Origin of the sequence: Paenibacillus sp. NPDC101420 (assembly GCF_050277435.1) — a bacterium.
Taxonomy (GTDB): domain Bacteria; phylum Bacillota; class Bacilli; order Paenibacillales; family Paenibacillaceae; genus Paenibacillus_AQ.
In genome coordinates this window covers 319,391-338,749 of record NZ_JBNNSE010000006.1, presented here as the reverse complement: position 1 = coordinate 338,749, position 19,359 = coordinate 319,391, and the positions used below count along the sequence as shown (strand labels likewise).

Here is a 19,359-nt window from a genome sequence, read left to right as displayed (position 1 = left end):
TGTCTACACCCCGCTTACTAAGCGGCCAAGAGTGCTGTCTGCATCTTCCTCCGCGAGGAACGCCTCGCATGCCATGGTCAAGTTGATCTTAGCCATTTCCATGTAGCCGCGCTGCATGGACTCCCGGATAGAACGTTTCCTCCGTTCGCTCAAATACAGCTTCATGGCCTGCCTAATCAATTCACTCCGGTTGGAATTCTCCAATTGAACAATTCCGTCCACTTCCTGCAAGAGATGATCGGGCAAGCTGATCATGATTCTTTTGGTGTTCTGCAAATTGGCCACCTTCTCTTCCACCCCCACAAACCTTCTGCCCTTGTGTTCCAGTGTTGCAATATACAAGGAATTTTATACAAGGAATATATGCCGCCAGTATATCAAGTATGCTGCATCCCATTATAAACTAGAAATGGCGGTTCGTATAGGCTTTTAGTCATATCTCCTAAAACGATACAATTCCTTCTATTTTCTCCCTTGAATAACATCACTGTCAAGAACTTTAAGATTGTAACAGAGCATTTACTAATTTAGGAAGTGTGCCTTCACGGATATAAACGCGCGGCACCCGATGAGCCAGCATGCAAATTACCTCGTAGTGAATCGTTCCAAGATGGAGAGCCAACTCGTCTGCCGTGACCATCACGTCAGCTTGACGGCCGATGAGTACAACTTCTTCGCCTGCTTTAATTTGTTCCGCTTCTTCAGCGAAAGATTTGAGTGATACCATACACTGATCCATGCAGATTGTTCCGACGACAGGAACGCGGCGTCCACGTATTAACACCTCCGCTTTGCCAGTTAGCATGCGGGAATATCCGTCTGCGTACCCCACAGGTAACGTTGCGATAATCTCCTCGCTGTCTGTGAAGTACCGAGTGCCGTAGCTGACGCCCCAATGAGAAGGCAGGCTCTTCACATATACAACCTGCGTCTTCAGCGTCATTACCGGATGTAGTTCTACCAGCTGACGGTTTACCTCAGTTGAGGGATAAAATCCGTACAAGCTGATGCCTACCCGCACCATGTTGCTGGATAAATAAGGTGAATCAATGGCCGTAGCGCTATTGCCCGTATGTATGATCGGGATCTGAATGTTCTGCTCCCGCAGCGTTTCCGCCACGCTCATGAACCGTCGATGCTGTTCCAGTGTATAGCTTTTGTCTAGTTCGTCTGCCTTGGCAAAATGGGTAAACATACCCTCCAGCTCCGCCTGCGCAACAGACTGCACTTCAGAGATAAATGCGGGTGCGTCATCTGGTAAAAGACCCAGTCGCCCCATCCCGCTATCAATCTTGATATGCACCTTCAGCCGATGTTCCGGATCTACAGGAAGCTGTCTAACAGCCTCTAATACTTCCGGTGTGAACAGTGTTACAGTTACATGGTTCTCCCAGGCAACGGCTATTCCTTCTGGAGAAGTGTAGCCAAGCACCAGTATAGGAATCAGTATTCCCGCCTGACGCAGCTCCAATGCTTCATCCAAAAAAGCCACACTAACATAATCTGCTCCGAGTCTTTCCAGTTCCCGTGTCACTTCCACTGCTCCATGGCCGTACGCATTTCCTTTGACGCATCCCATAAACTTTGTCTCTGCCGGCAAGTAGCGGCGAAAGGCTTCGTAATTGGCACGCAATTCATCCAGATTAATTTCGGCTACTGTCGGTCGATAGCTTGCTTGCACTTCAAAGTCACCTTCTTACGTTGTAGTAAAACGTCATAGCTGTAATGATCATTGTCTTAGTACTCATGGTAATGCTACGGAAGGTGGCTGTCAATGTGAGCTCAGTTATCTTTTCGCTTCAGTTCAAAGCGGCTGGAGCGCTGGCAAATATAGAAAGGCGGATACTACGTTGTAGAGGAAAGAATCCCACAAAACGCAGTATCCGCCTACTTTATATTATTTACCCGATTGTGCCTCCATAGAAGCGGCAATTTGCATCATTTCGTTAACAGGAAGATTAGCACTTGTAATTCGATATTCTATACCCTCAGACATCCAAGTCAAAGTCTGCTGCTCATCACCACTCAGAAGTCCTGCGGTAAAACCAAGATCTATCAGCGTTCCAGGAGCCAATGCTACTGCACGGTCCAATGGACGGGCTTCCATAATGGTGTATTGATAAACCCCATCATACCGGATGAGAACAGCATGATCCTTGTTCCCCTCCATTTTATGGGAGTCCTTCAACTCGACACCTGCCGGAACGTACCCCGGTTCGATAATACCAAAGTCACCCAGCTCAGCAGCGACAGGTTGCCCCTCTTGCTCCTGACCCTCAGGAACTACAACCGGATTTCCATTTTCGTCAACCTGAGCTACTGTACTTTCTGAAGCAGCACCTGTAGTCATATTCTTTTGCATATCAAAGGAATCCTTAGTGAAATCTGTATCGAATTTAAAGGTGTCAAACTTCACGTCTACAACTACCTTGGCTTCAGAATCAGAGACTTGAACCTGTTTAGGCTCATAAGTCTTTTTATCCAGCCAAATCTTCTGCCGCACAAGGGCATTGCTCTGATAATTCGCAGCTACCTCAAACACATAGTTATCTCCATCTTCCACAAATTGACGATTGTTATCTGAGACGATGCCCCGAACTAGTGTCTGATACAAATAAACCTGGCCTTGATTGTCCGGCCAATCACTCTGGAAGCGGAAGCTCTTATTCATACTTGGTGTAAGTACGAACACTCCCTCATCATTACGAAGCACGATCTGCGTAATATCCTTCTGTACATTCGCCAAGCTGATCCGGTAATAAGAAGGGTTCTTGTACCATACCTCTACCTTATACTCCTGCGGCTGCTCGCCGGTGAATAGGGTCATAATGCCTGAAGCTTGGTACGTTCCCTGCTTACTCTCCAACTTGTCGGCCACATTGTTCAAATCCTTGACCACGGAAGCGGCATCCTTCTTCCCGCACCCCGTCATCACCAGGGCCACGCTCATAATGATCGCGAGTACCCATATTGTCCGGCGCATGACATCATCCCCTTAACCTGTTTTGAATGCATTGATTAGTACATGTCTATGAGGGACTTGGCCGCAATATGCAGACGGGCATGACAAGCTGGGAGTTAGATTTATTTTTCAGGAACATACAAACAAAAAAAGCCCACGCATAGCGCTGGCTTTATGTTTTATACAGAAATGTAATAACATTATGTAGGTCTTATCTTTTGAATAGAGAGAAAATTATACGATCAGTTTCTTGTTTCAACTCTCATTATCACTATGTATTGCTTTATTGTACTGATTGATTAATTCATCCAACCTCATCGACTGTCTGATCACATTTGGATGTAACAATCCACCGTATTCCCTTTCCATTAAATAAAGTTTGGCTCTAGCACCCTCTATTCTCTTTTGGATAATTTCTGGATTATTCATTACACTACCTCCTCAAATTAATATACTAGAGGTATATGTCAAATTCTATAATTTACAAATAAGTGCAGTACTATAAAGAAATGATTCTAATAAATACTAGAATGAAGGTAATAATTACGTTACTATGCACTGCTAACAACAAAGCCATTTTTCTTTTCGTTGATTCGCTGCACCTTACTAATTAGGTTTCTGTATTCTTTTTGCGTTTCTAAAGATACCGTATGACGTAGCTCTTCGAACATTCCAACACATTTTATAATACATGATTCGCTATTGATTTTTACTGAATATTCTAAACTTTCCATTATATACTTTATACTAATCTCATATTTATTTCTTCTTATATAATAAAACGCTATCTCAGCCATCAAGTTGGTATATCTATCTTCGAAGATTTGTTGATTATAGGATCTAATCTCTAGCTGATGATGATCTCTACAATCTGATATTTTCCCCTCAAACTGCAGAAGAATATCATCCACGTTAAATTGGTAATAATTAGCTGCTTGAAGGATTTTGAACAGACCTGAGAGGATCTCTTCCTCCCTTTGTTCAAGGTATGCCACATATTCCGGCAGCACCGTTATATCCCCTTTTAAAATTCGCAGCAAGTTAATATTAGCCCGTGCCCACTCCATACATTGATTCATAAGCTGCAAAGCTTCTTCCGTGTCTTCCCGAATCCAGTTCATATCCATATACATGTTAACATAATGTAAAGCCCTATCATAATCTCCTAGCTCTCTATAAACTACTGAACGTAGCATGTAAGAGTATTGAATATATGAGAATAGTGGGATTTCAGGTTCCTTTTGAAGCCTGCTTTTTCTGGCACGGTCGTATTTAGCATGATATTGAATTGTTGCTTTATTCCCCATTTCCTTAGCCATTGCCATTACCTTGTCCCAATGTCGTAAAGCACTATATGTATTCGCCAAATCTTTCAGCGCATCAAGCTGGTCCACCTCATCAAGCCGGTTAACAAATCCTTCAAATTGCACAGCTGCTCGCAAATTAGCATCCCGATCTTCACCCAAAGCGATCGTGAATAGCCTGTATTGGCAAAGGGCCAGCCGCTCTGAATGTTGATACTTCTCACTCTCAGCCACACTCTCATATAACATCGCTGCTGCTTTGTGCTTCCCTAGCGTAAAAAAATCTTCTGCAGTATCAAATAACGAAGGCGTATAAGATAAGCTATCCATCATGATCCCAACTACCCGTGCAATACATTCCAGCTTATCCAGCTCTGCACAGCGATATAGAAATGGCCGAAGACGTCTCCAATTCGGATTGGAGTGAACAAAACACTCATCCACATACAAATCATAGTAGCAGCCTTCTTCTAATCCCATACCTTCTGTAATCCGGTCTAATTGTTGCATGGCTATTGGGCGATTCCCATTGATGATATTACTGATCGTGCCTGAATTCACCTTAGACACCTCTGCGAACTGATTGATCGTTATCCCCTGCTTCTTGAGATAGTCTGCCAGTTCTGCACGAATGGTCATCTGCTTCATGATCAAAGCCACCTTCCGCCAACATAATTCATAGATAAGCAAATAGCATTTTAATAAATATATGTCTAATTATTCCAGTGGTCAAATACTTTTTTTCTATTCCTTTTCATTATGCAATTATTCGGTGATCAATGTATAGACTTTAAATTAGTAAAAGATAAAAACCACCAGAATACAAGGTGTAATAGACCTTTTCTGATGGTTTTTCTTATGATATTGTTATCGATAGTTATTCAATACATGCATTTAAATTCAACTAAGAGCTAGGTTTAATCATCATATCCAGCTTTTTAATATAAGGGTCTAGCGTTTCAATTAACTTCTCTTGGTTTTGTATCTCTTCTTTCGAAAGCCGATCCATATGAACACTGCCATCTGCATCAAATACCTTAGCATCATAGCTTTGTAAGTCTATGATTAATCGTTCGATCTCCTCAAACTCTTTTTTAGTAAGCCTCTGTTCAGCTTTTTCAAGCAAGCCATTCCAGAAAGCATCACGATCTACGGATTGCACTGATTTCTTTGATGTTTTCGCTTCATTTATTTGTTCGAAATAAGGTTCAAGCTTAGCCTGTAACTCTTTATATGCCTTCTGGTCCTTCGCACCTAACTGTTCTAGGTGAAAGACGCCTTCAGCATCGGCCATTTGCAGATTATAAGCTCCCACTTCCTCTAGTAAGGACATCAGCTTTGTGAATTCCTCTTCGTCAAAGCTTTGCTTCGCGTTTTGCAGTTTGGCCTCAAGCCTGTCATATTGTTGCTGGGTTACTCCTATCGTAGCAGCAGTTGCTGGGGATCCATACATGTTGTCTACCAAATAATGATATCCGGCATAAGCTCCAGTAGGAATTAATAATGCAGCCGCCATAATACTTGCCACGAGCCATTTCTTCATACGTCTTCCCCCTTGTTTGGCTACGGCCCTATTTAATATTTGCTCCTTCAGTTCCGGTGGGGCACTTATATTTCTCGCCTCTTCCTGCAGAACTGTCCGTAACTCTTCATTTAAATTCATGCAGGTCCTCCACCTTTCCCTTAAAAAGAGTATGATTGTCTGGCTTCTGACGAAGCTTCTGCAGTGCAGCGTGAATACGGGATTTCACGGTTCCGAGCGGAATACCCAGTATCGCAGCACTTTCTTCCTGTGAATATTCGTTTAAATAATGCAGAATAATCACCTGCTTCAGCTTAAATGGAAGACGACCTACACTTGCTAGCAGGCGGCGGTTAGATAACCTTTCCACAACATCACTCGTGAAATCATGCTCCAGCATTAGATCTGTTTGTCCTACTTTTTTTACCATTCGGAGATGCGTCCATCTCTTTCTTCGATAGGCATGAATTTGCCGCATGACCACTCCCATCAGCCAAGGCTTAAAGGGGCGGTTTACGTCAAATTGTTCAAGAGAACGGTGCACCTGAATGTAAATCTCCTGAACGATATCATCCACATCGGAGGTTTCTCGAACGAGGAAATGAACGGTCTGATACACATCCCGGATCGTTGCTTCATATAGCTCACCATACGCTTCACGACTGCCGGCTAGCGTAAGCGCAATGAGCTGAGAATATTCATTTGGATGTTTCATCCCTCTCAATCCCTCCTTCGGTCTTACACTATATATTGGTAAATCAAAGAGATATCGTTCGATTTATTTTAACGAATTTAACCCAGCCTTTTGAGCTGCATCAGGTTCAAGTGGTTTGACCGCCGTTATGGACCAAGCACCACGCGCTCTGGCATCAATCAAACTCTCCTTTCCAGCAAAATTTTACTTAGCTAAGTAAATTCGCCTGTAAGAAAGAGAGAACCCCTTAACTTGACAAGCTTATTATAGCTTCTATATATTTTAGGAACTAAAGTAAATTGGAGCGTGGCTATGAGCACAGAGCAAGATAAACAATATGCTATCCATAAGGTTATGGAATCTATGGCAAATGTGCAGCAGAAATCCCAGTTCTTCATTGATATGATCACCAAGCAGGAGACCCTGACTCACAATCAGATCCTACTGCTGTTCCAGCTCAGGCTTATAGGTAGCTTGAACATTACTGACATCTCCGAACGATTCATTATTACACCAGGAGCCGCTTCCTCGATGTGTGATAAGTTGGAAGATGCCGGTCTTATCGAACGTGTGCGGACGAAGGAGGATCGCAGAGTCGTCAACATTGTCCTTACAGAACAAGGGCATCAGCGGATTCTCCATATCTTTGAAGCCTTTCCTACCTCGGATTTGGATAAAATTTCAGGAACCTTAGAACAAATAAACGTGCTAATGGATAAAATGATGAACTAAAAGCTTTTGGGTTATATATGCTGCCTGTCAGGAAACTGACGGCAGTTTTTTTATGTCCAAAATACTATATTGACTATATATTATAATAATTATATATTTTAATCATTAAAATATTTTCCGAAAGGCGGCCCCTGTAAATGTCCAATGCTAATGATCCTTTTGAACGCCAGGAAATGATCGGTCCACCGCTGAAAGTAAGAGGTTCACTGACCCTCAAAGAAGATGTTCGTGCGGATAGCATCGATGTTGTCGGCCATTTAAGTGCACAGAAGAATGTTACTACCGCTAAGTTAAAAGTATCTGGTGATTGTTCGATTGGAGGTCATTGTAGAGCCGAACAGGTTATCAATCTAGGAGGTCTACGAGTTCAACACATCCAGGCACACAGACTGCAATCGTCTGGATACTTTTCTGCAGCACAAGATGCTGCACTCGAAACCTTTTATGCCGAAGGTGCTGTGAAGATTCATAGGTTAACTGCTGAATCATCCATTGAGCTACGTTTAGGAAACAGAAGCACAATCAATGTCATAAAATCTAGCGGTACCATTACTGTTAAGCCATCTTTGAAGCTAATGAATGCGCTAATCCCCTACTTCCGGAAGCTTACCTGCAAAACGATTGAAGGGACTAGCATCATGTTATATCGAACGACAGCAGATCTCGTCTGCGGTGAAGATATTGTCATCGGACCGGGTTGTTCTATTGGGGAGATCCGCTATACCAAAAGTCTAACGGTAGACCCTAAATCACAAGTTACTCGGACCGTATTTTTAAATAAATAGCAAACGTAACAACCTTGTCTCTGCTTTGTTTACAGAAAGTGACCTACTACGCGCTGATTTAATCTATACTTAAGAGGATTGGACTTAATCCTCGGAGGTAATTATGAATAAAATCATCGTAATCGGAGCTATCACGCTCTTTTTAGCCGGATGCGGAGCATCGGCATCTATAGATATGGATACAACAATGGCAATTAACCAAACACAAACTACTGAAGCACCACTGAAGCTAATCGTTGATGGAGAAACCGTTCTTCCTTCTCTCCCACCTTTTTTCTCAGGTGATAAGGTCTATGTACCTGCAAAAGTACTCATGGAGTACTACTCATCTGAACAACAATGGGATAATGCTACGAAAACCTTAACCATCTCTGATGGAAGCAGTAAATATGTTTTGAAGCCAGGTAATGAGTATATGCAAGGTGACGGTTATCAAAATGAGCTGGGGGGACCTGCAATTCTTCGAAATGGTATTATATATATTCCGGCAGACTCTCTAAACTCTCTCTCTGGTGCCACTGCGCAGCTGAATGCCTCGCAAAATGAAGTTTCCATTACATCAGGGGATGTTAGTACTACCGTAAGAACACCCAGCGAACCTCTCGCGATTGCTACAGAAAATGACCAAGTTAAGCTGTATACTGCCCTCAAAAATGGCGGTACCTACGAAGGATTTGTTGTAGAGGTGAACGGTAACAAGCATACGTTTAATTGGGAAGCACCAAGATTGTTAGGTTACACTCCTGAGATTCATTATGCCGACATAGATCAGGATGGGCAGGAAGAAGTTGTTGTCATACTGTGGCTAGGAACAGGTACGGGCATGTCTATGCAGGAGCTTCACGTCATTAAGCCTGACCAGTGGAAAGAAATGAATGTACCTTCCGCAGATAAAGCTGTCTCAGCATTTGTTACCTCAAAAATCTCCAATGAAAAAGGCGATGCCTTAATTCAAATTCAGGTAAAAGGTTCAACTCCATCTATGGTTACTATGCGATATCCGGATCGTGGCGAGGATGGCAATCTTGGCGAAAAAGCCGGGATTGGTGCTGTGACTTACTACATGGTAGAAGAAGGCAAGCTGAAAGCTGAAACCAATGTTTATATCGGATTTCTGGATAGTATTGGCACATTAACCTTTTCCTACAAATCAGGGAATGATGGAATGGAACCTGAATCCATTCGTTTTGAGCCGCATGAGGAGTATGCCTCTTATGTGGTGGGTAAGCAGCTATGATTGATGCCCATGTACATTTAGAGCAATATGAGCCTGAGGTTTCAGAACAAATGTTGAGTGAGATTCCTAACTTGGGGATCGAAGCCCTGATTGCTGTCTCCATGAATTTAGACTCTTGCGTTCGCACTCAAAAGCTTGCCGCTACCTATCCCGGAGTGGTACGTCCAGCTTATGGTTTTCATCCAGAGCAACCCATACCGCAGAAAGCTGAGTTATCCTCTTTGCTGGAATGGATTGAGCGTCAAGCCCGGGAGGATTTCATCGCTGTAGGTGAAATTGGACTGCCTTATTATTCGCGTGCTGAAGCGCTGGAGCGCGGCGAAGCTTTTGATATGGAGCCTTACATTCAGCTTCTTGATCAGTTGCTTGAGCTTGCCGCCCGTATAGATAAACCAGTGGTCCTGCACGCTGTCTATGAGGATGCGCTGATTGCCTGTGATCTTTTAGAGAAACATGGTATAAAGCGTGCCCACTTCCACTGGTTCAAGGGACCCGAAGAAGCCATTACCCGTATGATTAAGAATGGCTACTACATCTCTTTCACCCCTGACATCCTTTATGAGACGGAGATCCAAGAGCTTGCCCGCCGCTATCCCCCAGAGCTTGTCATGGCGGAGACCGATGGTCCTTGGCCATTTGAAGGACCTTTTGCGGGTAGAGTCACGCATCCATCTATGATTCGAGATGTTGCTGCCGCTTGGGGAGCGCTACATGGCTACACTTCCAGCCAAGCAGAAGAGATACTAACTGCGAATACTAAGCGATTTTATAGCTTGTAAATAAACAAAAGGATGGTTCCTAGCGAACATTATCTAAGCTAGGCCATCCTTATGAATAATCACAGCTTTATCCCAATTTGGGAGTTCACAACCTTTCCACACCCACTAACGTTGCGCCTGTAAATTCCATTCTATAAACATCCGGCTTTGTGGTTTGTAGTAGAAAATCCAGGTCATATTTGGCGTCAAAATAATTCATCATAAGCGTCATGACTGCACCGTGAGTGCCAATCGCAATCTTTTGCCCACTGTGTTGTTTCAGTATATCTTGCAGTACGCTAACTGATCGCTTCTGACACGCATGAATGGACTCTCCACCAACCGGAACAAAATCCGGATCAGCAAACATTGTTTCCAGTAATGGATATAGCTCCTGGTCAGGCATGATCATATTTCCATCCGAAAAATGGATTTCCCGAAGATCTTCAACACTTTGAATCTCTGCCCCTAACTCCTGCGCCAAGCCAGAAACCGTATGTATAGCCCGAAGATATGGACTTGAATAAAAGACTTCAATTCCTTCGAGACGTAATTTCTCCGTTATCTTACGGGCATCCGCCTCCCCCTTCGCTGTTAATCCACGTGTTCTCTCAGTTCCTCCGGGCAGCTTGGGTGACTCTCCATGCCTTACCATATAAATAAAAGTTGTCATTCTTTCCCCTCCTCTACCTTTACATTTCTCGTGTTCTATCCAAACTCCTTCATAAAAAAAGCCCTTACGGGCAAGAATTGATCCTAGCGAGCTAGGAAATCTCTTAATTGCACTCTATACAACTATTAAGCGTAAAAAGAGGTCTGCTGAGCAAATAAGTGTAGTTTCTGCAACTAAAAACCATCATTTCTACCCCAAAAGAGAAAAAATCAAATTATAGCTGCACTAAATACAACTAAAGTTCGGCTTGAACGATGGAACAGCATTTAATTGCAGATTCTGCAACTAAATGCTAGGTAAGCCTGCTAGGTAGTCTATGCTACTCAAGCCTTCTAGTCTGGCAAGTTTGCCTGACCTTCACTCCACACCTTCGCAAGCTTATTTCTGAATAAATCTGCAGCCTCAAGTTTCCACTACTTTAACCTTCCCCGATTGCTCCGTTGAGCTATCACTTTTCTCTTTCTGCACAGGCCACAGCATGCGGCCAAATACTATCCCAAGCACACCTATCAAAGCGATTACGATACCAAAGTTTAAAAAGATTCGGCTAGGCCCAGCAGCCTGAACCAGCATTCCACCGAGGAGTGGAGCGCCAATCATAACTCCGCTAAGAATGGTACTTTGAATACCGAACACACGCCCTGTCATGTGCGGAGGAGTTTCTTTTTGTAAACAATAATTGAAGGTAATCATAAACATTCCGTTTCCGAGACCCAGTACGAATCCCAGCAGCAATACAGGAAGGCTAGTAACGCCTGGCTGAAGCAGGCCAAGCCCTCCGACCGATACACCAATAAGTGCATAACCCGTACCTAGCTTCCAGCCGTAGCCTGTTCCCCGGTTCATTTTGTTCATGACCATGATCATCAATATTGCACCCACACCAGTTGCCGCGACAAGCCAGCCCAGCATAGATTCCTCAGCAGGTGCGATAATTCTGAATAGACTTGTAAACTGAAAATCGATCATCTGAATAGCTAACGCACCAACTAAACCAAATAGCATGCTGTTTAGCAGCAGTCTGCTGCGCAGCATAAAGCTCCAGCCTTCCTTCCACATCGTGCGGAGAGAAACATGCTCCTCTGGATCCCCCTTGCTCTCTGAGCTGACTTGTCCTGCTTCACTATTTTTAACAGTAAGTAGGAGCAAGTAAGAACAGCCTCTGAGACAAGCATTGATCAAAATACACCACTGCGGCGTTAGCACAGACAATGCAAAACCACCCAGCAATGGCCCAGCGATTTTAGAACCCTGATTTACGATTCCATTAAGTGAGGTGGCTTGAAGCAGCTGATCCTCTCTAACCATACTGCGGGTCATCGACTGCTGGGCAGGCACATTTAACGTCGAGATAGCAGCACGCAACATCAGTAACGGGAGTAGCCACACCATACTGGGAGCGAAAAGAACTAGTACTGTTAACAATGCCGTTAGTAGATCACACATCCGCATTAGCTTTAGCTTATTTAGTCGGTCAGCCGCTACCCCCGCCACGGAGCCGAGCAGAATCCCAGGTAAAGCTATGGAGACTGGAATTAAAGCCAGCATTAACGGACTAGCCTGCCAGCGGTACCCTACGAGTACCTGAATCGCCAGTGCATCGAACCAATCCCCAAAAGTGGCTGTCGCATATGCGCTGTACACACGCATATACACTTTGTTTTTTAGCAGACTCGTTCCTGCTTGTGATGAAGCATTCATCGGACATTCCTCCAAGATACGATTAAGAACAAGAACATATGAAGCATGATCTTAATGTAACGGAGAATTGTCAGAGAATTATCAGAGAGCTGTCACGATATTCATAAGCACGTTTTCCAAGGATTGCTCCAAACGATGGAATCCCCGCTCTTCCTTCTCTCGTTCAAATAAATCTGCATATTTCTGATGCAAAGCTGACTGGGGAGAAAACTCGTTACAATAGTGAACAATTCGGTATAACGCATATATCCGCATCGGCACGAATCCTGACATCTCTAGCACCTGAAGCGCCTCATCCAATAACTGCTCTGCTTCACGCCAAGACTTGCGCCGTAGACACCACAAGCCTCTTGCAACTTTATAACTGCCGATCTCACGCAAAAAAGGTTTCTCCTGCAAAAGCACTTCAATGTCTTTTGCCATCCGCTCCAATTCCTGATCTTTTGTCCCCATCCACAAGTGTACGAGCATTTCGGAAATGGCCGTTACAGGAATGAAGTTCTCATACCCAGGCTCTTTAATCACTTCATGCGTTAGCTTTAATCGTTCTATTGCTTTTTCCGGTTGCCCGGCAAATGTGTACAAATCCAGAATATTAAGGATCTCCATTTCACGATGCTGGGGCGGCAAAAGAATCTTTTTCTCAAGGACTAGCTCACAGAACTCTAATTTCTTCTTCGGATCACCCAAAAATATATAACAGATCATCAAAGAATAGAAACGCTCTTCTATCTCAACTTCCTCTGTGTTCAGAAGCCATTCCAAATCTCCCTGCACAAAATGAATATAGATCGAATAGAACGGATCCATTTCATAACCCAAAACATCCTGTTGTCGCGCTAAAGTTAACATGGATCGTCCTTGGCCGTATTGATGATATTTTACGAATACCTCCCGCATCGTCTCTTGCATCTTTGCGTCATATGTAGTCGGATTGGTCATAGTTACTGAGGGTTCCCGCATCATCAGACTATAGCCAAATCCACGAACAGTCTTAATATCCAAGCCTTGTAGCTTGTTAAGCTTTTTACGAAGGCGATAAATATGATCATCTACCGTTCGCTCTACTGGGTATTCTAGGGGCCATACCTTATCCAGCAGTTGTTCTCGACTAAACGTACGCCCTCTATTTTTGTACAAGAACTGAAAAAGCGTAAACTCTTTTGGGAATAATTCGATCGTTATCCCATCTCCGGTCACTTTATATTCACTTTCGATTAATTCCAGCTGCATGATAGAACCTCTCTTTCCCCCGAATCCGCTCATTGGTTACATTATATCAGCCCATCCAAGGCGTACTCCAGATTAAAAAAAAACATACAAAAAGAGCAACCCGCAGATTTCTCTGCATGATTGCTCCTTGCACCCATTGCTGGTCTTATCCAGCCATATTATTAATGGAATCCTGTTCACTAAAAACAGAGATGTGACCTACCTTACCCGTCGAGTTTGGAATAATGAATTTCAACTGGAATTGATCATTGGCTTGATAAGTGTAGATCTTATCCTCGCCATTTACTTTGGTATCATCCGGCTTGCCCAGTGTGGACTCGATCTGTTTCAGTGTTAGCTCTTGCAGCGCAGCATCACTGGAACGAACATCGAAGATTAGGCTCCCTTTATTGAATCCGAATACGACATGTTCATCAGTGTAGGTAGCATAAATACCTTTTCCCGCTGACTCTTGTTGATCAGGTTTACCCCAATCAGCTTCTACCTCATCAATTAGTCCGGTATGAGCAGCATATTCAACACCGGGCACCTTGCCCTTTTTAGCAAGCTCAAGTAATTCTTGAAGTTGTTTGTCGCTATTCTGCGGATTCGCATTCGCTGTATCTTTATTAGTCTCCGTAGGGGAAGCGGTCGCTGCTGGTGCGGTTTCCGAAGGAGTGGTTGATGGGCTAACTTCTGGTTCTGCGGTTGCTGTTACCGTTTCAGTTGGCGCCGTAGTTGGGGAAGCAGAATTAGCTTGCTCATTGTTCGAGCTGCATCCAGCTAATCCAATCATTCCTGTGAGCAAAATAGAAGCTGCTAAAAATTTAATCTGTACCGACATGATGTCATCTCCTTAGTGGGTTAGCTCAAAACCAGCTTGCAAAAAAATGGAACTGAAAATATAGACGATACTGAAATGAAAAAGTTTCATCAGCCAAGGAGGGCTTGGCTTGGTCTAAAAATCATTTACCCAAATCTGCTGAACATCAATAAATTACGGGACATCATCTCGGGAGATACTCCCCCTTAGTAAAAATATTCCACACAAACGCAACCTTAATCCTCCAAGCCGCATCTTATTAGTAAAGGGAGGGGAGCTTCATCTGAATATTATAGAGAGAATCAAAGCAAAGGATGAGTCAGCTCTCCGCCTATTGATGGACGATTACGGCGATATGCTGCTCCGAACCGCTTGCTTACTGCTCAAGGATCGACAGAGTGCCGAAGAGGCGGTACAAGATACTTTTATTCAAGCCTATGCCAAAATGAATCAGTTGCAGGATCCCGAACGGTTAAAGGCTTGGCTCATTCGCATCGTAGTCAACCGCTGCCGCATGAAGCAACGGACTTGGAGCTGGCGTAATATTTTCCCCTCGGGTGGGTCAGAGCTACAAGCCAGCGATGATGCGGGCTTCACTGCCGGTGCAGAAGAGCTTTTTATGGTGGAATGGCATAATGTTAGACTCGCCGAATTCATCAGGAATCTCGATTATGTATACCGCGAATGTCTGACGTTATATTACTTTCATGAGATGAGCATCCGTGAAATTTCCGAGCAATTGAATACACCGGAGAATACGATTAAATCCCGGTTAGTTAGAGGACGGACACTCTTAAAAAAGATGTTGGAGAAGGAGGGACATTTCTTATGAATACGGGGAATACGAAACGCGAAGCTATCAAGCAACAGCTAGATGAAGAACTACAACCCATACACTTCGAAGGACATGAACGCGTCCTCAAGATGACCCACCCTCCAACCTTTGGAGCTCGTCTCTTGGCTTTCTGGAATAAAGAAATCGAGATCCCTGTGAAACCTATAGGCGCGATTGGTGCCATTATTCTAGTCGTATCATTGACACTTCATCAACCAGAGGTTAAACATCAACCACAACAAAACGTCCAGCAGCACCCGAACCGTGAACTTATTGAGGCTGGGGGCAATACGTACTGGAAGGATATCTATGATCAGGCGGTGAAGAGACATGCGAATTAAGATCAAAGTCAAACATCTAGTGTCATTCGTGCTACTCCCTGCCTCACTGCTCATTCTTCTATTTAACTTTCTGCCCTCCTCAAAGGCACAAATGGAGGAAAGCCCAGCTGTTCAATCTAACCTGGCCCGTACAGAACTTCTGAAAAAGCTAGAGTCTACAACTGGCAGTAAACGTATGGAGCTTATTCAAACAAATATCATCGATAAGGAGCACGGCTACGATCCGTATAGATACGACGTAAATATTGGCCCCTCTATGAGTCAGTGGAATCATGATGAACCTAGTATTTCCGGCTTGCTGTCAGAGGATAAAATCGCGTTGCTAGAGGAATACATTCTTGATGGGCCAGCGAATAATACACGTATATTTGCGGTAAAGCTGCTTGCCTACGAATATGATGCTCTTGGTCGTAGAGACGTCGGAGATCAAGCGCTAAACACCGCCGCGAAACAGTTAGACAGTAATTCTAGCGTGGCAAAAGAACTGGCGCTGCTTCAAGCAGAACGTGCCCTGAATCGTGGGGATACAACAGCCGCTGAATCTATTCTTGAACAAACTACATTTCCATACGAGAATCAGAAAGATTTAGAAGCGCAAAAAGCATGGCTTACCGGGCGCCTGCTCTTCACGAAAGGCAAAGCGCAGGAAGCCCTTGCCGTAGTAACCAATGGCTTGGAGAGCTACAAAAAATACTGGCAGGATATTCATAAACAAATGAGTCTTGTCATTAGTAACTCTGATAAAGACACTGCAGACAGCGAAGCAGCGGGCTCATTATCAAGTTCAGCACCAACGATTGGCACTTCAGAAGCCGAAATGCAGCTTGAAGCGCTAATATCTGCCATTCAGTCAGCTGTAGATATGGGAAGTACCTCAACAGCTGTCGTATCTGGAACCCTAACCCGAAGCGATGGGACACCAATCTCACGCGCAGGTATTTTTCTCCGTGCTGAAAGCGAGGTTAATCACAGCATCACAGCTGCTGAACCGTACCGAATCGTTACCGACGATGAAGGGCGTTTCGAATTCCACGGTGTGATTCCGGGCTTCTATCAATTGCAGCTTGGACTTAGCTATGATCAGATCGACGGATGGACTTGGCCTGTACAGAATGACGATTGGATTGAAGTTAAACCGGATGATAGGTTGAATGAGAGCATTGTTCTACGACCTCTGCTTGAGCTTCAGTCTCCTATTAATCAGGAGACGATAACGGGTCATTCTGTAGATTTCCACTGGAAGGCTGTTGAAGGTGCGGCTTACTATCGTTTAAGCGGTGGGGTCTCAATGGTGGGGAGCTCCTTCAGTTCGCAGATTCGGGACCATATCACGGACAATCAAGTCTCTATTCCAGTAGATGAACTCTATTACAACAGTGGTTTCTCCTACGGCAGTGGCGGAGAGGGCTTTGAATCGATTGATCCTCTATCTTTTCTCGTGTTCATGAATCCTGAAGCACGCTTTTCTTGGAATATCGAGGCATTTGATGCGGATGGACATCTGCTTACCCGCAGTAATGGCTACAGATTGAACGAAGACACCGTTGGTAATCTGCCCTTCTTCTATCTCAAGGAACGAGAATTAACCATAGCCGATAGACTATTGTTAAATAAGAAACCTGATCAAGCCATAGAAATGTACCAACAGAATGTTGCCGATGATCCACAGGATGCTCATGCCCTGCATATGCTTGTGAAGCTGATGCTCGCTAAATCCTCCCTGACGAAGGATGACTCATTAGAAGATCAGGCGATTCCGCTACTCCAAAAGCTCATACAGTTGCATCCTTATTCTAATTATACCTTCACGTTGACACAGTATTATTTTGACCATAAGGACTGGAAATCTTATAACGAATTTCATTCCCGCTACAACGAGTTAAACCCAATCGAATTAAACAGTTATGTACGCTCTATAAACGCCGTAGCTCTCATGCATCAAGGCAAGCTTACAGAAGCTCGGGAGCAATTTGCTATCGCCTTAGAGCATGATAACAGCCATCGTTTTATTGGCAGCTATTTGGCGGCAGAATTATACGCTGGTGAGTCGCTTTCTTCTGTATTGACACTGGCTGAGCATTACCCCGAACACAGCTTTGGTCTTAATGGGTATCGTTGGCCACAAATGATTAAACAGCTCATAGCTGAACGAACAAAACAGCCTAACAACTTTGACCAAGAGCTGAAGGAAAAACTCGGATGGTATGTAAATGGTCAGACAGATGTTTTGAAGCAATGGATCGAAGGGGCAAAGTCTTCCGCATTGAAGACCTTTATGCAAGCTGTTGAAAAGGTAAGCTAACTTAGCCTAACTCACTTATACAAACAAAAATCCGGTCCCTCTCGATTAACACGAGCATGGACCGGATTTTTTAATTACGCATGATTTTATTTACCTTTAGCTTCCATCATGTAATTCTGGAAGTCCGTAATGCTCGGGTTGGACATATAGTGACCACCCTCTACTTCAATCGTTTGACCAGTAATGAATTTAGATTCATCCGATGCCAGGAACAACACTGTGTTTCCGATATCATCCGCTTCTCCATGGTAAGGCAGAGCGTTGAACTTCTGAAAAATATCCAGCACAGCTGGCGGCATATTTCTTGCAGCCGCAGGTGTTAAGATCAGGCCCGGAGCCACTCCGTTGCAACGAATCTTATCTTTACCATATTGTGTGGCGATGTAACGAGTTAGGTTCACAACAGCTGCCTTAGAGGAGCCATAAGCCGTGCGCAATGAATCTCCAGCAAATGCTGACATGGAAGCTGTGTTAATGATCGAACCCCCGCCCGCTTTAATCATATGTGGAATGGCAAACCGGCTGCCTAACAGAACACTTTTGGTGTTCACATTCATCAAGCGATCCCATTCTTCCAAATCTATGTTGACGACATCTAGGTCTTTTTGCAGATTAGTTAGACCTACATTGTTAAATAAGACTGTAATTGTGCCATACTGAGCGACTGTGAAATCAACAGCTTCCTTGATCGAATCCGCTTGGGATGCATCCAGGAAAAGACCTTCCGCCTCTCCACCTTCACTTTTAATCTTAGCCGCTGCTTCTTTGGCAGCCTCTACATTAAAATCGGCGATGACAACTTTGGCTCCTTCTCTAGCCATTAAAGTAGCGGCTGATAAGCCAATACCTGAAGCGCCTCCAGTTACTAATGCAACCTTACCTTGAACTCTTCCCATATTCATACCCCTTTATAATGTGATTAAGATTCTTAGATGACTTCATTTATGTTTCAGAGCTATCAAAGCTCGTTAACAACTTTTCATAGATTTTCAAGAATTGCTGCAGTTCTTCTTCATCGAGCTTCTGAAACATTTCAGCTCGGAGCTCCTGCCCTTTTAGCTGTGCTTCCTTCAGTACATCTCTGCCTTTGTCCGTGATAGACAGCAGTACATTTCGGCGATCATCCTCGTTATATTTGCGCTCGGCCATTTCCTGCTTAATTAAGCGATTGGCAATATTCGTCATCGCCCCCGGCGTATAACCTAGCTTCTTAGCCAAAGTAGTTTGCTTCTGGGGACCCTTTTTATTCAATTCTCCCAAGACGAGAACAGGAGATATCCCAATATTGTGGTCAAAAGCATTCATCCATCGAACAATAATTTCATTCGTGAATAATTCAACTGCATGTATGAGTCTAAAAATATCTGGGTTTTCCAAGACATCCTCCTTAGATATTCATAATTATTAGCTGCTTCGAGATATATTTTAACACTAAAATATTTAATAGTAAATTATTTAATAGTAAAATACTTAATATT

20 protein-coding genes are annotated in these 19,359 nt (G+C 43.8%); 7 read left to right on the top strand and 13 right to left on the bottom strand.

Features of this window, described 5'->3' with window-relative positions; genetic code table 11:
* Positions 1-3: 3 nt before the first annotated feature.
* The 7 genes from ACQKMP_RS24395 to ACQKMP_RS24365 form a co-directional block, all read right to left on the bottom strand.
* Positions 4-285, bottom strand: coding sequence for a CopG family ribbon-helix-helix protein (locus ACQKMP_RS24395; RefSeq protein ID WP_025698676.1), 282 nt, complete (start codon positions 283-285; stop codon positions 4-6).
* A 214-nt stretch (positions 286-499) separates the two neighbouring features.
* Positions 500-1,681, bottom strand: a complete 1,182-nt coding sequence (gene alr, locus ACQKMP_RS24390; protein ID WP_149645231.1) for an alanine racemase — start codon at positions 1,679-1,681, stop codon at positions 500-502.
* 216 nt (positions 1,682-1,897) lie between these two features.
* Entirely contained in the window at positions 1,898-2,983 is a 1,086-nt protein-coding gene (locus tag ACQKMP_RS24385; protein WP_094872533.1) for a LolA family protein, read from the bottom strand.
* Positions 2,984-3,217: 234 nt separating this feature from the next.
* A complete protein-coding gene (locus ACQKMP_RS24380) occupies positions 3,218-3,391 on the bottom strand; it encodes an aspartyl-phosphate phosphatase Spo0E family protein (RefSeq protein WP_076284026.1) in 174 nt (57 codons plus the stop codon).
* Between the two features lie 122 nt (positions 3,392-3,513).
* The gene (locus ACQKMP_RS24375) at positions 3,514-4,914 is read right to left on the bottom strand and encodes a helix-turn-helix transcriptional regulator (RefSeq protein ID WP_339245547.1); all 1,401 of its coding nucleotides are present in this window, start codon (positions 4,912-4,914) and stop codon (positions 3,514-3,516) included.
* Between the two features lie 256 nt (positions 4,915-5,170).
* On the bottom strand, positions 5,171-5,929 hold the full coding sequence (locus tag ACQKMP_RS24370) for a DUF3600 domain-containing protein (protein ID WP_427471462.1): 759 nt from the start codon (positions 5,927-5,929) through the stop codon (positions 5,171-5,173).
* Positions 5,916-6,503, bottom strand: coding sequence for a sigma-70 family RNA polymerase sigma factor (locus ACQKMP_RS24365; RefSeq protein WP_339801078.1), 588 nt, complete (start codon positions 6,501-6,503; stop codon positions 5,916-5,918). The genes ACQKMP_RS24370 and ACQKMP_RS24365 overlap by 14 nt, the downstream gene beginning before the upstream one ends.
* Before the next feature lie 291 nt (positions 6,504-6,794).
* On the opposite strand from ACQKMP_RS24365, the gene ACQKMP_RS24360 reads away from it, so the two are divergent.
* The 4 genes from ACQKMP_RS24360 to ACQKMP_RS24345 all read left to right on the top strand — a co-directional run bounded on the left by ACQKMP_RS24360 (position 6,795) and on the right by ACQKMP_RS24345 (position 10,015).
* Complete coding sequence (locus ACQKMP_RS24360; RefSeq protein WP_076284020.1) at positions 6,795-7,214, top strand: MarR family winged helix-turn-helix transcriptional regulator; 420 nt, start codon at positions 6,795-6,797, stop codon at positions 7,212-7,214.
* Positions 7,215-7,351: 137 nt separating this feature from the next.
* Positions 7,352-7,999 (top strand): hypothetical protein, encoded by a 648-nt coding sequence (locus tag ACQKMP_RS24355; protein ID WP_427471460.1) that lies wholly within the window; start codon positions 7,352-7,354, stop codon positions 7,997-7,999.
* Positions 8,000-8,102: 103 nt separating this feature from the next.
* A complete protein-coding gene (locus tag ACQKMP_RS24350) occupies positions 8,103-9,236 on the top strand; it encodes a copper amine oxidase N-terminal domain-containing protein (protein WP_427471458.1) in 1,134 nt (377 codons plus the stop codon).
* Positions 9,233-10,015: a TatD family hydrolase gene (locus ACQKMP_RS24345; protein WP_427471456.1), complete on the top strand. Its 783-nt coding sequence runs from the start codon at positions 9,233-9,235 to the stop codon at positions 10,013-10,015. Before ACQKMP_RS24350 ends, ACQKMP_RS24345 begins: the two co-directional genes overlap by 4 nt.
* Positions 10,016-10,100: 85 nt before the next feature.
* Here ACQKMP_RS24345 and ACQKMP_RS24340 read toward each other — a convergent pair whose 3' ends face one another.
* The 4 genes from ACQKMP_RS24340 to ACQKMP_RS24325 form a co-directional block, all read right to left on the bottom strand.
* Positions 10,101-10,667, bottom strand: coding sequence for a histidine phosphatase family protein (locus ACQKMP_RS24340; protein WP_341126070.1), 567 nt, complete (start codon positions 10,665-10,667; stop codon positions 10,101-10,103).
* Positions 10,668-11,069: 402 nt separating this feature from the next.
* Positions 11,070-12,368 carry an MFS transporter gene (locus ACQKMP_RS24335; protein WP_427471453.1) on the bottom strand — a complete coding sequence of 433 codons (1,299 nt, stop codon included), beginning with the start codon at positions 12,366-12,368 and terminating at the stop codon, positions 11,070-11,072.
* An 81-nt stretch (positions 12,369-12,449) separates the two neighbouring features.
* The gene (locus ACQKMP_RS24330; RefSeq protein ID WP_427471451.1) at positions 12,450-13,601 is read right to left on the bottom strand and encodes a winged helix-turn-helix domain-containing protein; all 1,152 of its coding nucleotides are present in this window, start codon (positions 13,599-13,601) and stop codon (positions 12,450-12,452) included.
* Positions 13,602-13,746: 145 nt separating this feature from the next.
* Positions 13,747-14,427, bottom strand: coding sequence for a DUF4309 domain-containing protein (locus ACQKMP_RS24325; RefSeq protein ID WP_427471506.1), 681 nt, complete (start codon positions 14,425-14,427; stop codon positions 13,747-13,749).
* A gap of 310 nt (positions 14,428-14,737) precedes the next feature.
* Here ACQKMP_RS24325 and ACQKMP_RS24320 point away from each other — a divergent pair, with 310 nt between their 5' ends.
* The 3 genes from ACQKMP_RS24320 to ACQKMP_RS24310 are packed head-to-tail and all read left to right on the top strand — an operon-like array spanning position 14,738 to position 17,881.
* The gene (locus ACQKMP_RS24320; RefSeq protein ID WP_269321802.1) at positions 14,738-15,235 is read left to right on the top strand and encodes a sigma-70 family RNA polymerase sigma factor; all 498 of its coding nucleotides are present in this window, start codon (positions 14,738-14,740) and stop codon (positions 15,233-15,235) included.
* On the top strand, positions 15,232-15,579 hold the full coding sequence (locus ACQKMP_RS24315; protein WP_042185452.1) for a hypothetical protein: 348 nt from the start codon (positions 15,232-15,234) through the stop codon (positions 15,577-15,579). Before ACQKMP_RS24320 ends, ACQKMP_RS24315 begins: the two co-directional genes overlap by 4 nt.
* Positions 15,569-17,881, top strand: a complete 2,313-nt coding sequence (locus ACQKMP_RS24310) for a hypothetical protein (RefSeq protein ID WP_427471449.1) — start codon at positions 15,569-15,571, stop codon at positions 17,879-17,881. Before ACQKMP_RS24315 ends, ACQKMP_RS24310 begins: the two co-directional genes overlap by 11 nt.
* Positions 17,882-17,967: 86 nt before the next feature.
* Here the strand turns inward: ACQKMP_RS24310 and ACQKMP_RS24305 are convergent, their stop codons facing one another.
* Positions 17,968-18,777 carry an SDR family NAD(P)-dependent oxidoreductase gene (locus ACQKMP_RS24305; RefSeq protein WP_042185448.1) on the bottom strand — a complete coding sequence of 270 codons (810 nt, stop codon included), beginning with the start codon at positions 18,775-18,777 and terminating at the stop codon, positions 17,968-17,970.
* 46 nt (positions 18,778-18,823) lie between these two features.
* Positions 18,824-19,258 (bottom strand): MarR family winged helix-turn-helix transcriptional regulator, encoded by a 435-nt coding sequence (locus ACQKMP_RS24300; RefSeq protein ID WP_042185446.1) that lies wholly within the window; start codon positions 19,256-19,258, stop codon positions 18,824-18,826.
* Positions 19,259-19,359 lie beyond the last annotated feature (101 nt).

Coding starts and splice junctions, on each gene's coding strand:
- ACQKMP_RS24385 (WP_094872533.1), bottom strand. CDS start 2,983: ATGCGCCGGACAATATGGGTACTCGCGATCATTATGAGCGTGGCCCTG.
- ACQKMP_RS24380 (WP_076284026.1), bottom strand. CDS start 3,391: ATGAATAATCCAGAAATTATCCAAAAGAGAATAGAGGGTGCTAGAGCC.
- ACQKMP_RS24375 (WP_339245547.1), bottom strand. CDS start 4,914: ATGAAGCAGATGACCATTCGTGCAGAACTGGCAGACTATCTCAAGAAG.
- ACQKMP_RS24370 (WP_427471462.1), bottom strand. CDS start 5,929: ATGAATTTAAATGAAGAGTTACGGACAGTTCTGCAGGAAGAGGCGAGA.
- ACQKMP_RS24365 (WP_339801078.1), bottom strand. CDS start 6,503: ATGAAACATCCAAATGAATATTCTCAGCTCATTGCGCTTACGCTAGCC.
- ACQKMP_RS24360 (WP_076284020.1), top strand. CDS start 6,795: ATGAGCACAGAGCAAGATAAACAATATGCTATCCATAAGGTTATGGAA.
- ACQKMP_RS24355 (WP_427471460.1), top strand. CDS start 7,352: ATGTCCAATGCTAATGATCCTTTTGAACGCCAGGAAATGATCGGTCCA.
- ACQKMP_RS24350 (WP_427471458.1), top strand. CDS start 8,103: ATGAATAAAATCATCGTAATCGGAGCTATCACGCTCTTTTTAGCCGGA.
- ACQKMP_RS24345 (WP_427471456.1), top strand. CDS start 9,233: ATGATTGATGCCCATGTACATTTAGAGCAATATGAGCCTGAGGTTTCA.
- ACQKMP_RS24340 (WP_341126070.1), bottom strand. CDS start 10,667: ATGACAACTTTTATTTATATGGTAAGGCATGGAGAGTCACCCAAGCTG.
- ACQKMP_RS24335 (WP_427471453.1), bottom strand. CDS start 12,368: ATGAATGCTTCATCACAAGCAGGAACGAGTCTGCTAAAAAACAAAGTG.
- ACQKMP_RS24330 (WP_427471451.1), bottom strand. CDS start 13,601: ATGCAGCTGGAATTAATCGAAAGTGAATATAAAGTGACCGGAGATGGG.
- ACQKMP_RS24315 (WP_042185452.1), top strand. CDS start 15,232: ATGAATACGGGGAATACGAAACGCGAAGCTATCAAGCAACAGCTAGAT.
- ACQKMP_RS24310 (WP_427471449.1), top strand. CDS start 15,569: ATGCGAATTAAGATCAAAGTCAAACATCTAGTGTCATTCGTGCTACTC.
- ACQKMP_RS24305 (WP_042185448.1), bottom strand. CDS start 18,777: ATGGGAAGAGTTCAAGGTAAGGTTGCATTAGTAACTGGAGGCGCTTCA.